Annotated in this window: 9 protein-coding genes and 1 tRNA gene; 7 read left to right on the forward strand and 3 right to left on the reverse strand. The window is 33.1% G+C overall.

The genetic code is table 11. The features are described 5' to 3' along the window. Positions 1-18: 18 nt before the first annotated feature. The 6 genes from LBV24_RS10385 to LBV24_RS10410 all read left to right on the forward strand — a co-directional run bounded on the left by LBV24_RS10385 (position 19) and on the right by LBV24_RS10410 (position 12,589). The gene (locus LBV24_RS10385; protein WP_224478580.1) at positions 19-735 is read left to right on the forward strand and encodes a hypothetical protein; all 717 of its coding nucleotides are present in this window, start codon (positions 19-21) and stop codon (positions 733-735) included. Next, entirely contained in the window at positions 735-6,122 is a 5,388-nt protein-coding gene (locus LBV24_RS10390) for an AAA family ATPase (protein WP_224478581.1), read from the forward strand. Before LBV24_RS10385 ends, LBV24_RS10390 begins: the two co-directional genes overlap by 1 nt. A 93-nt stretch (positions 6,123-6,215) precedes the next feature. Then, positions 6,216-7,211, forward strand: coding sequence for a glutathione synthase (gene gshB / locus LBV24_RS10395; RefSeq protein ID WP_224478582.1), 996 nt, complete (start codon positions 6,216-6,218; stop codon positions 7,209-7,211). After that, positions 7,198-8,520, forward strand: coding sequence for a glutamate-cysteine ligase family protein (locus tag LBV24_RS10400; RefSeq protein WP_224478583.1), 1,323 nt, complete (start codon positions 7,198-7,200; stop codon positions 8,518-8,520). Before gshB ends, LBV24_RS10400 begins: the two co-directional genes overlap by 14 nt. A 158-nt stretch (positions 8,521-8,678) precedes the next feature. Then, positions 8,679-9,995, forward strand: coding sequence for a hypothetical protein (locus LBV24_RS10405; protein WP_224478584.1), 1,317 nt, complete (start codon positions 8,679-8,681; stop codon positions 9,993-9,995). Between the two features lie 44 nt (positions 9,996-10,039). After that, complete coding sequence (locus LBV24_RS10410; RefSeq protein WP_224478585.1) at positions 10,040-12,589, forward strand: alkaline phosphatase family protein; 2,550 nt, start codon at positions 10,040-10,042, stop codon at positions 12,587-12,589. An 88-nt stretch (positions 12,590-12,677) separates the two neighbouring features. Here LBV24_RS10410 and LBV24_RS10415 read toward each other — a convergent pair whose 3' ends face one another. The 3 genes from LBV24_RS10415 to LBV24_RS10425 all read right to left on the reverse strand — a co-directional run bounded on the left by LBV24_RS10415 (position 12,678) and on the right by LBV24_RS10425 (position 17,343). Continuing rightward, complete coding sequence (locus LBV24_RS10415) at positions 12,678-14,177, reverse strand: pyridoxal phosphate-dependent decarboxylase family protein (protein ID WP_224478586.1); 1,500 nt, start codon at positions 14,175-14,177, stop codon at positions 12,678-12,680. 538 nt (positions 14,178-14,715) lie between these two features. After that, entirely contained in the window at positions 14,716-16,869 is a 2,154-nt protein-coding gene (locus tag LBV24_RS10420; RefSeq protein ID WP_224478587.1) for an alkaline phosphatase family protein, read from the reverse strand. A 400-nt stretch (positions 16,870-17,269) separates the two neighbouring features. Then, a tRNA-Arg gene (locus LBV24_RS10425) sits at positions 17,270-17,343 on the reverse strand. An 86-nt stretch (positions 17,344-17,429) separates the two neighbouring features. Between LBV24_RS10425 and LBV24_RS10430 the strand changes: the two genes are divergently transcribed. Then, positions 17,430-18,065, forward strand: coding sequence for a Crp/Fnr family transcriptional regulator (locus LBV24_RS10430; RefSeq protein ID WP_224478588.1), 636 nt, complete (start codon positions 17,430-17,432; stop codon positions 18,063-18,065). Positions 18,066-18,117: the final 52 nt, after the last annotated feature.

Consider the following 18,117-nt stretch of genomic DNA (forward strand, 5'->3'; position numbering starts at 1 on the left):
CTAACTAAATAAATAATCATGTGCAATCAAAATGAAATAGTAAATCATGGAGAAATAAAGGAAATCTTTAACGATGTCTTTTTTGTAACCGGAACAATGAAAAATGAATTCTTTGGATCGATGTGGCAATTCAGTAGGAATATGACAATTGTTAGAGAAGATGGCAACCTCACAATTTTTAATTCTGTAAAACTAGATGAAGAAGGTTTAAAAGCTCTAGACCAATTAGGAAAAGTAACAAATGTTGTAAGACTCGGAGATATGCATGGTATAGATGATTCATTTTATATAAATCGATACAATGCAAAATTTTGGGCCTTACCAGATATGACTATAGAAAGTTCTTTAAAAATTGACAAACCACTAGTTGTAGGTGGTGATTTACCTGTGAAAGATTCATCTTTATTCGTTTTTACTACAGTTCAACGACCAGAGTGTATTATTAAATTAAACAAAGAAGGCGGTATAATGATCGCTTGTGATTCACTTCAAAATTGGGTAGGACCAGACGAATTTTTTGATGATTCTACAGTAGAAACCATGACACAAATGAACTTTTTCCAACCAGCAAACCTAGGGCCTGCGTGGATGCACACCAGTCAACCACAAGCTGACGATTTTATAAGACTAAAAGAAGTGAATTTCAAACATGCGCTTTGTGGTCATGGAACACCACTTCTGCATAAAGCGCAAGAAGCATTTCATGATAGATTCAAAGAAGCTTTCAATATTTAATGTCTGTTCAATTAAAAAAAGAAAATTTAGACGTTATACCTGGGTATGACATCTTAGAAGAGATTCATCAATCTCAAAACCATATAATATATAAAGCCAAGCGAAAATCAGATAATTTAGAAGTTGTAATTAAAACCTTTAACTCAGAGCTTCTTAAAAATGAAGATGTATTAAAGATTAAAAGAGAATTTGAAATTTTAAACCAATTCAATGATGATACTATCATTTCTGGTTTTGATTTTATTGAATACGGAATTGGTAATGTTGCTATAGCTATAGAATCTTTTGGCATTACTCTAAATAAATTTCAATCTCAACTACCTCAAAAAATATTTTCAGTAAATGATTTTTTGTCAATTGCTGTCAATCTTGTCAATGCACTTAAAACGGTTCATAAAGTAGGTATAGTCCATAACAATATTGAAACTTCAAATTTTCTGATAAACCCTCAAACAAAACAAATTAAATTAATAGATTTCGATATGTCTTCTGTGCTATCACAGGAGTATTTAGAATCTACCTCATTAGCCAATTGGAGTGACAAATCTTTACCTTATTTATCTCCAGAACAAACAGGAAGAATTAATCGAGGTGTAGATTACAGATCAGACTTTTATGCATTAGGTGCTGTATTTTATGAGTTACTTACAGGGAAGCATCTTTTTGAAGCTAACGACGATTTAGAATGGGTGTACTGTATCATAAGTAAAGAGCCTGTAGCACCTAATCTTATTAATAAGAATGTGCCAGAAGTATTATCTCAAATAATCTTAAAACTTGTTTCAAAAAATGCAGAAAACAGATATCAAAGTAATCATGGACTGTTAATTGACCTAAAAAAATGTGCAGAACAAATAAAAGTTCATGGTAATGATTTTCATTTTGATATTGCACAATCTGATATATCCCAAAAATTTAAAGTTCCTCAAAAGCTCTATGGTAGAGAAAATGAAATCCAGAAATTAGAATCCTATTTCCAAAATGCAAGTCTTGGGAGTGTAGAGTTTTGTCTTGTTTCTGGTTATTCTGGTGTTGGAAAAACTGCTATCGTAAAGGAATTAGGTAGAAGTATTGCAAGCAAAAATGGATATTTAATACAAGGAAAATTTGATCAATTTAAACAAAATGCACCTTATACAACTATAGTTAGCGCTTTTAGTAATTTAATAAAACTTCTACTTGGTGAACCCGAAAATCGTTTGAATTATTGGAAAGATCAGATAATTAAAGCCCTAGACAAGAATGGCCAATTAATCATTGACTATATACCAGAATTAGAATTAATTATTGGTCCACAAGACCCTATTTTAGAGCTACCGGTAGAAGAAAGTCATCACCGATTTCTTACGCATTTCATAAATTTTATTAACGTTTTCGGAAGTGAAAATTATCCATTAGTTATTTTCCTCGATGATTTACAATGGAGTGATATTCCAACATTAAACCTTATTAAACAAATGGTATTAACTGAAGAGTTAAACTATGTGTTTTTAATAGGTGCTTATCGTGATAACGAAATAGACACCACCCATCCTCTAAACTTAACACTGAGAGAAATTGAAAAGAAAAAATTTGTTGATAATTTAAAACTAGGTCCTCTCAATAATAAAGCAACAAAAACATTAATAAAAGACACCTTACTTTGTGATGATAATTTAGCGATTGAGCTGACACAAAAAGTTTACGAAAAAACAAATGGAAATCCATTTTTTTCTATTGAACTTCTAAAAAATCTAAAAGATAAAGATGTTATTTATTTTGATAATGATAAAGGATTTTGGAATTGCAATATAACAGCTCTAGACGAAGAGAATTATTCAGAAAATGTAATAGATATTATAGTAAGTAGGCAATTAGAACTTCCAGAAAATACTCAAAAATCATTACAACTTGCGGCTTGTATTGGTGCAACATTTGACCTAAAAACATTATCAATTATTCAAGAAAGTAAATTAGCCAAAACTGGTGCTTTTTTACATGAGGCCCTTGTGCAACATATGATAGTTCCCCTTGATGATAATTATAAATTTTTTGAGGATATTAAAGGCACAAATCACGGTAGTTTAAAGTCGGCTAAAACAATTAATCCTTTATACAAATTTCAGCACGACAGAGTACAGCAAGCTGCTTATTCGCAAATTCCAGAAAATAAAAAAGAAACCATTCACCTTTCCATTGGTAGATTGCTTCTCAATAAATCAACACAATTAAATAGAGAAGAGCAATTTCTAGATACTATTAATCATTTAAACATAGGAAGGCGTTTAATTACCGAACAAGACCAAAGAACTCAACTTGCCGAACTCAATTTAGAGGCTGGTATTAAAGCTAAAGAATCATCAGCTTACACATCAGCATTAGACTATTTAAAAATAGGGTGTGAAATGCTTGGACAACAGTCTTGGAAAAAAAACTATCAGCTAACTTGGGATCTTCACCACGAATTACAATATAGTTACTACTTAACAGGAGATTGGGAGAATGCCGATATACTAACGGACACGCTTTTAAGAGAATCAAAAACACCTATTGAGAAAGGTTTAGTATTATCCTCTAGAACTAGACAGTATTCTACGACTCAAAGAATGAAAGAGTCTATAAATGCGGCTTTTGAAGGGCTTTCTATCTTGGGCTTTAATTTTAATGATAAACCAACTGCCAAAGATGTAGACAATGAGGTTAAGTTGATAAAAAAGAACCTAAACAACCGAGAAATTGCGGAATTAATTGATTTACCTGAAATACAGGACCAAAAGGCACGAATTGCAAGTCAACTAATAATGGAAATATTTCCAGCAGCATTTTTATCTGGTAGTGGTGAAATGTTTCCGTATTTGGTATTAAAATCAGTGAATATTGGACTTCATTATGGGAATAGCCCAGAAACTGCATTTTCTTATGCCGCGTATGGCATGTTATTATGTGGTCATTTTAACGATACTACCAAAGGTTATGAATATGGGAAATTAGGTGTAAAACTGAGCGAAAAATTAGAAAATTTAACACTTAAAGCCCGTATTATTTATGTTTATGCAATGTTTGTACATCATTGGAGTAATCATTGGTCTACAATGACTCCTTGGTTTAGAAAAGGCATTGAGGCAGGTTATCAATCCGGTGATCTATTATACTTGGCCTACAGTGCACAAGATTGCATCATTTGGGACCCATCTTTAGACCTAGAAGTCTCATCTAATGAGCATACTAAATTGCTCGAAATAGTAAAAGAGTGCGAGTACAAAGATTCATTAGATTCCGGCACTCTGTTTTTACAAATGCAACTTAATTTTATGGGGTTAACTGAGGATGAATTCTCACTAACTGATGAAAATTTTGACGAGGAAGCGTGTTTGTCAGGCATGCACGAACGTCACTTTATGACAGGTATTTGTAATCACCATTTATATAAGGCAGAAATTCATCTATTATATAATGACCCAGAAGGCGCATTACCACACATTATTAAACTAGAAGAGAAAGTATCCTCATTTATGGCGCTTCCCCAAGAGACTAGATTTCATATTGTTGCATTTTTAGTACGAGCAATGCTGGTTCATAGGAATAGTGCATTAGATAAGAATGACTACTTATCTAAAATGATACAAAACAAGGATATTGTTGGTGCTTGGGTAAAACAATGCCCAGAAAATTTCAACCACCTATATTATTTAATGGAAGCTGAATTGGCAAATATTAATGGTGAAATGGATAAGGCTTTACCATTGTATGAAAAAGCCATAGAACTTGCTAAAATTAATTCTTACAGAAAAGATGAAGCTATGGCAAATGAGTTTGCCGGAAAATTCTTTTTAAAGCACAATTTAAATAAAGCTGCTGAAGGTTACCTTAAAGAATCTCAATATTTATATTATAGATGGGGAGCTCACAGAAAGGTAAATGAAATGGTAAGGTCGTATGGCATTTCAACCAAAATGAACAACGCAACTAATGCATCTCATCAAACTAATTATAAGTCAAATTCTGGTCAAAGCACATTCCTAGATTTCAATTCTATTTTAAAGGCCTCACAGACAATTTCTGGAGAATTAGTTTTAGACAAACTATTAAAATCAACATTAAATATTTTAATGGAAAATGCTGGTGCACAAAGAGGGTTTATTGTCATTCAAAAGGAAAATAAAATTCGCCTAATTAAATACAGAGATAGTAAAAAAACTGAGTTAAAAATAACGAAGAATTTAAAAGACAAAGATGACATTCCTGTTTTACCACTTACTTTAATTAACACAGCAATAAGAACGCAAGAACCAATAGTAATTGATAATGCTAGTGATATACACGCCTTTTCCTCAGACCCATATTTAAAAAAGAATAAACCGATGTCCATTTCGTGTATTCCATTACCACAACATGGCAAATGGCCAATAGCTATTTATTTAGAAAATAATATAACATATGGTGCTTTTACAGAAGAAAGGATTAAGGTTATTAACTTATTGGCAAGTCAAGCCTCCATTTCGATGGAAAATGCACGAATTTACGAGCAACAAGAAAACCTTTTAAAAGCGCAACAGCGTTTTGTACCGAGCCAGTTTCTTAAACATTTAGGCCATGATAGCATTACCAATGTACAACTTGGCGAATCTGTATTAATGGATATGAATGTTCTTTTCACTGATATTTTAAATTTCACTCCATTAGTAGAAAAACTCTCACCTGAAGCTGTTATTAAATTTTTAAACAGACTTTTCAATGAAATGGGAATTGTAATTAAAGATATGGGAGGATTTATTGACTCCTATCAAGGTGACCAAATTATGGCATTATTCCCAACTTCAAGTTTTAAGGCTGTTAAAGCTGCGGTAGAAATGACAAGAGCATTAGAAAATTTTAACTCATCCTCAGAAAGTGAAAATTTACCACCAATAAGTATTGGAATTGGCATAAATACAGGGCCACTAGTTTTAGGGACAATGGGTGCTCTTAATCGTATGCAATGCTCTGTATTAGGTGATACCGTTAATCTGGCCTCTAGAATTGAGAGCTTAACAAGAATGTATGGTGCAAAATTACTTATTGGAGAACAAACTTATGCGACGATAGAAAACAAGGATTATTTCTCATTAAGAATGGTGGATTTTGTTGCTGTAAAAGGCAAGGGAACGGCAGTAAAACTTTATGAAGTAATTGATGCAGAAAATAAAGCACGACGAGATATAAAGGAACAAACTTTAAAATTTGTAAATGAGGGTATGGAACTCTATTTTTCTAGAGAATTTAAGGCAGCTCAAAAGCTATTTCAGTCTGCTTATAAAATTGATCAAGAAGACAAAGTGATTAATCTTTTTTTAGAACGTATTGAAACGTATATTAAAAATCCACCTGATCATACGTGGGAAGGTTATGAAAATCTTGAACACAAATAAAATGATTGATTTAAGACAAGCTATATTCATGTCATGAAAATTAAATCTTTTGTTTTTTATTACCTTGAAAGACAACTATTCTAAAGAAGAACTATGCAACCACTAAAAATTGGGTTTGTAATGGACCCATTAGAGACTATTAACCCTGAAAAGGATACTACTCTTGCTCTTATGTTAGAGGCTCAGTCTCGTGGTTGGAAACTATTTTATTTTACTTTAAATACTATAGAAATAAAAAACGATTCTGCATATGGTCTGTTCAAATCTATTGAAGTAAATACTGATTCTACAGATTGGTATAATGTGAAGCAAGAACATTATGATGCCTTACATAATTTAGATATTATTTTAATGCGAAAAGACCCTCCATTTAATACTGAATATATTATTTCTACATATATTCTTGAAAAAGCAGAAAAGGAAGGTGTTCTTGTATTGAACAAACCGTCTGCGTTGCGAAATGCAAATGAAAAGATTTATGCATCAAATTTTACGGAATGTTCACCACCTACAATTATAACACGTTCTAAGGCATCAATACTAACTTTCTTAAAAAAACATGGTAAGATTATTCTTAAACCTGTAGATAAAATGGGTGGTAAATCTGTATTTGTAGTTAATCAGAATGACCCAAATACTTTTGTTATCATAGAAGAAATTACTAAAAATGAAACTGAATTTGTAGTCGCACAAGTTTATATATCAGAAATTGAATCTTCTGGTGACAAACGTATATTATTAATTAATGGAGAACCTATAAAATTTGGAATATCAAGATTTCCACAAGGGCATGACCACAGAGGGAATATGGCTGTTGGAGGAAAAGTAAAAGGTTTTAAATTAACAGAAAGAGACTTATGGATTTGTTCTCAAATTAAAGATGAGTTAATATCACAAGGTTTATTCTTTGTTGGTCTCGATGTTATTGGTGATTACATGACAGAAATAAATGTAACAAGTCCTACAGGAGTAAATGAAATTAGCCAAAGTTGTGGAGAAAATGTAGCTAGGTTGACAATAGATGCTTTACAGAAACTATATAACGTTCACTTAACAACAAGAGCTTCAAATCTAAATGAAGATAAATAAGCTTACACGTGATATCATCTTAAATTATATTGAGTCGGAGTTATTTGGCCTTAATAATAAAATCGATAATAAGATTGACTACAGAATAGGTGTCGAATTAGAAATATTTCCCTTTAAAAAAAATTCTAAAAGTGACATTTCACCTGTTCAACTGTATGATGGTGACAACCCTCTTATTCATCCTTTGATAAAAATATCCGAAAAATATGGAGGTATTGCTATGTTTAATTCTGATGAAACAAAATCAATTGTGGATAAAATTGTGTTTCCTGATAAGAGTAGCTTGTTATTTGAACCAGGCAGTCAAATAGAAATAAGTACGATACCTTGTGTAAATATATATGACCTCGAAAACCAACTTAAATTTCATCAAAATATTTTAAAAGAAGTTAGTACTCTTTCAGGAATTTGCTTTGGCCAGAATGGTATTAATCCAATAAGAATAGATAAGCTGACAAATCAACTTAAAAAACAAAGGTATACTTCATTGGAACTGTATCTTAACAAGATAAGTCCCTATGGTAGGGAAATGATGTTAAAAACATGCTCAATGCATATTAACATGGATTCTGGAATAGATGAAGACACAAAATTTAAACGCATAGTTGGTGCTAATTTACTTGTACCATTCGCAACAGCAATTTTTGCAAATTCTTATGTAAATAAAAACAATACTACTATAAAATCATACCGTAGTAAAATATGGCAACATCTAGATGAAACCAGAACGGGTATTCTACCTCTATCAAAGGCACTTCAATCTCTGTCTATAAAAGATCTTGTTGAGGCATATTACAAATTAATTATTAATGCACCATTAATTTACAATGTTGATTTGGGCCCAAAAGTATTGAGTAAAACAATGACTTTAAAATATTGGATGGACAATAAAATTAATGGTATATGGCCAAATATAACTCACCTTAAAAATCATGTTTCACTACTTTTCCCTGAGGTAAGATTAAAAGGTTATATAGAATTGAGATCTATAGATTCTCCACCTCTAGAATGGCAAATGGTTCCTATCTGTTTTTATGCCGGACTAATTTATGACTCGTTAAGCTTAGATAATACTATTCAACTTCTTAAATCAAAATATCCAAACTATAACAGCATATATGAGCAATCTTGCTATGGAATGGAGTTTAAGGAAATCCGAGAAATTTCTCAAGAACTGATGAAACTTTCAATAGAAGGCTATTCACGTTTACCACTAAGCCTAAAAAATGGTAATCCTATAAAAAAATTGCAAAGCTTTAATGACCAATTTGTATCAAAAGGAAAAACCTTTTTTGACTATAATACTTAATAGCAATTATCATTTGTTAATATGAGAATAAAATAAAATCATTATCTTTCTAATCCTTAATAGCTAAAAATCTCATATAAATATTCCCAGGTGAGATTTTGTCCTTTTGTAATACCCAAATCATTAATTAGCTTACAATCTAACTTAAAATCGTATTTATGATTACGCATAGTTATACTTTGGGTGCTAAAGAGCCAATTGAAGAGTTATATCCTAATCCTGAAATTGCCGACAAGAGCCTTAATTTTCAAAATTACAGTGATGTTATTAGACATTACACACGCAGTTCATTACTAGCTGATGGTTTCAGCGATTTAATTAATGTCAGTGTTAATCTAAGCAAGAGCAATTACGAGATAACACTAAAAAGTACGGATCCAAAAGTTAAATTGGTGGCATTTGGCAAACGACATGTAGAAATCTTTAACAAAGATAATGCTCAAAAAGCCATAAGAGGAAAGGAGTTATTACAAGAATTTGGGGTCTGGAATCCTATGGAGAATTATCATGTTAATGATAGCCCATCAGATGGAACTTCCAAATGGTGTCTATTTCCACCTTTAGGCCTCAATATTATGGGTCAAAAGGGACTAACATTAATGCATTATCCACCATGGGCTGTACCTCAATTAGCCACTTTTAATAATGCCATGACCATGAATCGTTGGGAAAGGATTTTGACCTCAGCCGGAATACTGCCAACAGATGTAGATTACTATAAAACGTTTATAGATGTTAATCCTATAGCGGCTCCTGGTTCTGGTGAAAGCGAATATCCAAACGATTATTTTCCTATTATGATGGCATCTGCCTTTTTTGATGGACCTAAGGATAGGGATTATATCAAATCAATGTTAGAACTTTATCTTACACCTCCAGATTGGGATGAGGACAGAAAATATACACTCCCTCTTTTAATTTGTGGTTCACCATTATACGACCCTCAAGCACCTGGATGGTTTAGAGCAGCGTATACTGACATATTACCGCAAGATGAAAACAAAATCCCACAGGTAAATGTAATGCAAGTTGGAACGTTTAGAGTAAGACCAGATTCTAAAAGAGAAACGCCATATTTTATAGGAAATCATATGATTGCGGCTGGCGTAACCGGTAAATGCACTAAGCACCCAGACAAAATTCCGGATATTAGACAATACCAAGCGCAAGATCTTGTAGCTGCAACATTTTTAAAACTTTATCATGACAATCCAGATATTGAGCCTGAAGAAGCTAAACGTCAAGCATGTGAACGCTGGTATGGAAATCCTTATGGTATCGGTGCGCCTGAGCCTAAAGATGCCATAGACAAACGTACTATTTGTGCTTTATCACAAATGGATTTATTCTTTGAACCGTTACCTAAACCTCACCCAAAATACACTTTTGAAGAGGCATGGAAAAGATGTGCAGATGCAGAAAAGCAAGATAATCCTTGTGCCGGAAAAATTAAACCACCAGGATCCAAGGGTTAAAACAATAAACAAACTAATACTAAGTCAACTAAAAAATAGATAAAATGTCTGATCAAAATTATCAATACGTATTGAGTCAAAACAAAAAAACCAACAACTATCAAATTTGGAGTTTTGATCCAAATGACCCTTCCTTACTTAAAGAAATAACTTATAATACACCATTAAATATTAATGAGGGAGATCAAATCATTCAAGTTGGAAATTTCTTATTACAATGGAGTGAGATGGATAAAAACAAAGAATATGCATGGAAACTCTATGAATGTAAACCAGAAGAAAGCACACCATTAGGCAGTTATGATCAAAATAATAAATGGACAAATAGCCCACTGCATTCAGGGAAATGGGCTAAAAAGAAGTTTTTTGGTTCTAGATCTGACTTTTCTAATCCAAAAGGCGCAACAAAAGGTTATGAACGTGGAGATAATTTAAAATTAGTCTCTATGCATAATTTTGTCCTTAATTGGATACCTACTCAAGGTAGAGGGACATATCAACTATTCAATTTTGATCATGCCTATGCTAAAGATCCAGATTTAAATATTTTCGATCCACTACCAGCACCAGTAACACCTCAAGGCGCATGGCTTACTGTAGAATTAGGACATGAACTGATGCACGTAGGTGGTTATGTGTTAGATTATGTTAAGGAAACAGGTGACTATGACATTTGGCAATTTGATGCCCAAAGTGAAAACCCATTAAGTTATCCAGCAATAAATAGGGGAAATTGGAACTCGTTAGGTATTACTCCAGACCATGAGCTCATTGTTATGGGCACTCAGGTCATTAGCTGGAATGCTAAAACCAATGAATATAGCCTTTGGGATTTTAATGCCACAAGCCCTAATGTTTTAACATCAACTGGCAAGAGTGGAACGTTACCTTCAGATATAAACAAAGATTCAATTTTAAATGCTGTAGAAACACTGATTCCAAAAGGCGAACAAGATGCAAACACACCTGGCTCTTTAGATTTTATGCGCGATAAAATTGAACATGTTGTTTACTACATGATAGAAAATAGATCTTTTGACCATGTTTGTGGCTGGCTTTATGAGAATAATGCTAACTACAAGGTTATCGGTAGAGAAGGTCCTTTTGATGGAGTAGATAAGTCATTTACCAATAATTATGACAATAAAGAATATGCAATAACAAAATATAACGATGGTAAATTACCAGACCCAAGCACTTTAACAACTAAGGATGGTAAAAAATGTTATCCTGTTACAGGCAACGACAAACCAGGTGACAAGGATGGTTGTTTTGTTTTAGATTTAGATGAGAATGACCCTTATCACAATAATTCGGATGTACTTCGTCAGATGTTTAATGATAAAAAAACTTTGCAAAAATATCTCGATGGCGAGAAACCAGAACCAGATATGGGAGGTTTTGCTATAAATAATGGTACCGAAGAAGTAATGCTAAGTTATACACCAGAGCAATTACCTGTTCTTAATGGCTTGGCTGAAAACTTTGCAATTTCAGATGATTGGTTTTGCTCTATGCCGGGCGGAACGGATGTAAATAGAGCCTTTGCTTTAACAGGGTCTTCACTAGGTCATTTGGATAACTTTCAAAATGGAGTAGAATACACAGAATGGTCAGAGTATCCACACAGACCTTCAATCTGGAAAGTATTATGGAGTAACGGAATTAAAGATTTTAAAATTTACAACGCCGTTGAATGGATTGGTTGTCAGTTTACTTATAATTTATTTTTAAAGGGCCAGATACCCTCCATTGACAATCCTTTTGTTATAGGTAATTATGCACCTCAATTAAATCAATTTTATGATGATTTAAAGTATGGCACATTACCAAAGTTTTCATTCATTGAACCTAAATGGGTCGCAAGTAATGGTTCTACATCTTACCACCCAGGTAACGACTTAATTCCAGGTGAGCGCACAATGAATGATATTTTTAATGCAATACAAAATAGTCCTCTTTGGGAAAAAACGTTATTTGTAATAACTTTTGATGAGCATGGTGGCATAGCAGACCATGTAAAACCACCTTATGCTGTAAATCCATATGCTAATGACTCCATTGATGGTTTTAATTTTGATATTATGGGTGTTCGTATACCTACAATACTAGTTTCTCCTTGGATTGCTAAAAACACGGTATTTAGATCTGACACAGGTACATCTTACGATTCTACATCTATACTAGCTACGTTACTAGAATGGTCTGGTATACCAAAATCTAGATGGTGTCTTGGCGAACGAACCAGCGAAGCACCAACATTTGAGGGAGTATTAACAGAATCACAACCAAGAAAGGAAAAAGTAACATTAGATGAACCGTATGATTCTATGTTCCCAAAACCTGAATCTAACGATAAAGCCAAAATCAAAAATGTACAAGGGCATCCTAATTTAGTAGATTTGCCTATACATGGGCTTCACGAATTAGCAGTTCCTAGAATGATAACAGACATGACACCTAATTTGAGCCAAGAAGAACGTGAGAAATTGACTCATGATATTATGAGTACTTCGGTTAATCTCCAAGAACTTCATAAAAGATTAGACGAAGTCAATAAGACCCATAATACTGCACATGTAGAGACAGTATAATTAAGAAATACCATCTACTTCAATGTAAGTAGATGGTTTTTTTTGTTAATATGTTATATTAAAAAAGAGAAGTAATCTTTATGAAAGATCATATATACTCTGAAGACATTTCAAAGTGTATCTGTTCACCAGTTTTAACTATGATATCAATACATTCTTCTATGTCTTTTTTAGAGGTTTTAAAGTTAACGATGCAAGCTCTAAGACAAAACTTCTTTTTCACTATGGCATTAGACAAAAATAACTCTCCACTTTTCTGAAGTCTTCCAAGTAGTTGCTCATTAAGGCTATTTAAATAATTAAGATTTGACCATTTATTTTTATTGTTATCATGGGTAGGAACGTAACGCAATGTCGTAATACTTAGGTTTTGTGTCAAGGCTTCTAGATTTGGATGCTCGATTGCGAGATCAAAAAATAATTTTGATAATTGTATATCCTTTCTAATGGCTTTTAATATTCCATTTTTTCCAGAATGCTGAAGCATTAACCATACCTTGAGCGCTCTAAAGCCTCTAGAATTTTGCATTCCGTATTCATAAAAATTATGAGCTAATTCTGGGCTAAATCCGTCAAATTTATAATACTCTGGTCTAGAACTAAAGGTATTTGTAAGATGCTCAGGGTTTTTAACTAAAATACAGCCTGCTTCTAAAGGCGCATAAAGCCACTTATGAGGATCTAAAGCTATGGAGTCTGCTTGAGTAATACCTGCAAAAGTTTCATTTAATTCTGGTAATGCTGCGGCAGGTGCTCCATAAGCACCATCAATATGAAACCATAAATTATATTTTTTACATAACTCCGCAAGAGCATCAAGATTATCAACTGCTCCAGTACTTACATCGCCTGCGGTTCCTACCACCATAAATGGGGAATTGTTATCTTTTAAATCCTGCTTTATTGCATTCTCCAATCTTTCTTCATCTATTCTATTATCAGTATTGGTAGGTATCCATCTCACAGAATTTAATCCATGACCAAATAACACAACAGCTTTTTCAATCCAAGTATGCGTTGCTTTAGAACAGTATACTATCAATTTAGATTTTAAACCAGAAAATCCTTTTTCTTTAAAATCTTTTGGAATTTTGGCTGTTCTTGCTGCCAAAAAACCGGTAAAATTTGCCATGTTTCCACCGCTTACTAAAAGTCCACCATAATTAATATTAAGTCCAATGAAACTGCTTATCCACTCTATTGTCTGTTTTTCGATTTCCGTAGCTATCGGACTCAATATTTGAGCACTAACATTAGGGTTTATAGCAGAACCAAGGAAATCAGCTAAAATACCTATTGGTGAAGGAGCAGACGTTATAAACCCCATAAATTTGGGGTGCCCATTAAACAATGAGTAATTTATTAATAGTTGGGTTGTTTTGTCAAATAGATCTTTTGCTGAAACACCTTCATCTAACAACGTGTAATCAACTAATTTATCTCTTAATTCTTCAGTTGAAATATTAGTAGTTAATGCCATTTCTGACATATTATTAACTAAATGAGCGACAGAATCTACTAATTGATATCCAATTTCTTTAAACTCTTTTTCACTTAAATCTAGTGATGACTTTTTAGGAAAGAACATATATCTAATTATTCTAACAAATGCTTAATTAATTATCTATAAATAAAAGTTACATCAATAAGTATTTAAGGAGAATAATTGGATGATGCAAAAAAATTGTAAGGTTAATTATGTTACAATTAATGTATCGAAGGTAGTAAAAATCAGAATACCATAAAAAAAACAGGATGCCTAATTCAACTTTTAGTTATGCCCAAAAAATAAATGTAGCACATATATTATCGAAACAAGTCATAGAAATCTAAATACTAAGGAGGTTAACTATATCTGACTGGGCTTTTACAAAAAAGATTCTAAAAGCTATTTAATTCCATAGATACTAAAAAACAAAAAGATTAGAACGCCTCCTATATTTAGAGCCGTTCTGCTCATTATCCATCAGTAACCATTATGTCATCTTCAGGATGTCAAAACATTGTCTATCCCTTTTATAGGTATAAGGATTTTGTTTCACAAGGTATGCTAAACCAATTAATCTCACTTATTGCATTACCTCTAATTATGATAGCCATAGAATTCCTTAGTCTACCCTAGCGATTTAACCAGGTGGATGTGATTTGTCATAAGGATTACTTAATATAGGTGCATCTTTCCTTGCCTCAGTTTCTTGAAACAATGCTTCAATGGTAGGTGCAGTATCCATACGATCTCCTAAAGCCCATTTTCCTTTAGGAATACCAAACCACTTCAACAATGTGGCCGCAAATGAAGTACCATCAAATGGAATATCCGTACCAGATCTAATCACGGTATTTTGCTTAATCCAAGGAGAGACAAAAATAGCTGGAACTCGCTCTCCAAGCTGATCAAAATCAAATCCGTTTACAGAATCATTAGGCCAAGCTTTTACCCCTTTAGGTGGCCCAACATGGTCATATATACCACCTCCTTTAGAAAAGGTAATAACAAATAAGGTGTCGTTCCATTTTGGACTATTCTTTAATGTTTCATAAATCTCGTTTAGGGCTACTTCACCAGGCACGAGATTCGCCTTGGGATGATAAGATGTAGTACCGGATTTGGCGATCCAAAATGGCTCCAAAAAGCTGAAAGCAGGAAGATTACCATTCTTGGCATCTTCTTTAAACTCAGACAACATTCCTTTAAATCGACATGCGTTATTATCAATACTAGGTACTTGTCCTTGGAGAAACAGATTATAAGTGTAAGCAAAATTCTCCCAGATCATGGCATTGTATATCTTAAAATCCTTAATACCATTACTGTAAAGCACTTTCCATATAGATTGTCGATGTCTAAACTTTGACCATTCAGTATAAACATTTCCACCTTCCCAGGAATACAACTTATTCATGGCGGAGCCAGTCATGGAGAACGCTCTATTCATTGTTGTACCACCGCAAACTGAACTAAACCAACTATCGCTTATAGCATAATTTGATGCTAATCCATTTAACACAGGTAACTGCTCAGGACTCAAAGTACGCATTACATCTGGATTGGCATTGTTCAATACAAAACCGCTCATATCCGGAGACAATCCATTTATGTAACCTGAGAATCCATCTTTAAACATTTGCATAAACTTATCCGCTACACTATGAAATGGATCTGCTGACTGATCATTAAGTTCATAATTCTTACTTGGTATACCGCCCTTGAATTTGGAAGTAAAAATCTGTTTCCCCTTAAACCAATTGTAATTGGAGGTACTTGCACCATTGTATGGCTCATCAGAGCCTATAAAATTAATCGAAGATTGGTCATTCTCATAAAGCCATCCACATACATTATCAAAAGATCTGCTTTCTAGCATGTAATATACCACATGCTTAATCTTGGACCTCATATATTCGATAGTGCCAGGTCGAGGATTGGTAGACAATAAATTGTTATCTCTTGCCTGTATCGTCAACAATGAAGAAGAACCTTGCATCTCATTGGGAAGGTATCCTTGATGAAGGATTTCACCAAATGGATCAACAGCATTTGGATCTAGGCTAAATATGGTAAAGCTCAAATCGGTTGGTGACCAACTCAATAAATACTCTCCCATCGTGATTAATTGATTTTCTGCAGGTATATTTTGAAAGGAGCTTTCAACTACTGCAGGAACAGAAAGTGGACATTTGTCTTGTGGATCAAAACTCCAAATCCTATAGCTGGTTTTATCTGGCATTCGATCAAGCACATAATTATTTAGTGGTATTAATTCATGGCCTGCTTGAATGGACTGAAAAGCTACCGATCCGACCTGAACCTCCGATTCGATCAAAGGGTCAGTAGTATTTGGATTTAAAAAATTAGGGTCAAAATTAAATAGACTATAGGTTCCCCTTCCTTCTGCACCAACAAAAAAGAGAACGAATGTTCCCATGGGTATAAGGGTCAGCTGATCATGATCAGCGTCTTTACCAGAATATGTTGTCCAATATTGATAAAACTTTGTTACAGGCCAATTACCACTCTGAATTACCTTACCTTCCAATGGATTTGATTGGTTAGAATCAAACTCCCTAAGCACATATGGATATTGATCTAAACCATTTGAAGTATACATTCGTCCCCAGATAAGAATGTAGTTACCAATAGATATCATCTGATATGTTGAATCTAAACCTGAACCAAGATCTATGGAAACTTTAGTAAATAATTCATTTCCAGACGGTGTAAATTGCCAAAGTCCAAAGCTATTACCAGTTTCAGAGCGATTGAGTAAAAAAGTTTTCATAGTTTTCAATAGGTATTATTGGATTAATAACGCTTTAAATTAATCATTTTAATTTAAACTTATGTTTGGAAAGACATTCTACCAAAGCATAATTTATCGAGTAATGAAAGAGAAAAAGTGAGTGATGAAGAAATTTAAAAGAAACCGTATACTGTAATTTTACTAATTAAGTTATATTATTTCGCTGAAAACAAGTGAAAAAAATTTAAAATAGTCGAATTTTGAACGAAAATGAGCTAATGGAAAAACCAACAGCTATTGAAATGAAGAGTTAATGAGTTGAATTTACCTCATTCTTAATTTCCACATAATTATATTTCACAAAAAGTACTCCTTTAAAAATAATACCAACAAAAAACGCTCAAGTAAACTTGAACGTTTTTTCTAATTATATTTTTTGTGACCTCGACAGGATTCAAACCTGTAACCTTCTGAGCCGTAATCAGATGCGCTATTCAGTTGCGCCACGAGGCCTTTTTTAAGTGGATGCAAATATAACACAATTCTTAAAAAACCACCAAACTATTTATTTCAAAAATCTAAATGATTATTTTTGAATTATGATAGATAAAGAACTATTACAACCCTTTCATTATTTATTCGATTCTGAAACAATAAACAACATCTCTAATTGTGCTTTGCTCAAAACATTCAATAAGGGAGAAATCATTATTGACATTGGTCAAAACTTAGAATTCATTCCTTTACTTATAGAGGGTAACATCAAAGTAATGCGAGAAGATGATAATGGCGATGAACTCCTTTTGTATGTGCTTGAATCTGGAGATACTTGTGCCATGTCATTGACGTGTTGTATGGCAAAGTCGATTAGTAAAATCAGAGCTGTTGCAGATGAAAACGTTAAGGTGATAATGATTCCATTAGCCAATATGAGAGAGTGGTTCAACAACAACGAAAGCTGGAGAGATTTTATATTGCAGAGTTATCAAATAAGATTCGATGAAATGTTAGAAACCATTGATACTTTAGCATTCATGAAAATGGATGAGAGGCTTTTTAAGTACCTAACAGATCAGGTTAAGCTAACCGCAGATACAAATCTCGAAATCACACACCAGGAAATCGCTGAAGATCTTCATACATCTAGAGTAGTTGTTTCACGCCTATTAAAACAACTTGAAAAAGAAAACAAAATTGAATTGGGAAGAAATAAAATTATAGTTGTAGACTTTTAGTAACATTTATAACAATCAACAAAACAATAGAATTCTATTTTAGCTAAATAAT

The sequence above is a fragment of the Winogradskyella vincentii genome (genome assembly GCF_020166345.1).
Taxonomy (GTDB): Bacteria; Bacteroidota; Bacteroidia; order Flavobacteriales; family Flavobacteriaceae; genus Winogradskyella; species Winogradskyella vincentii.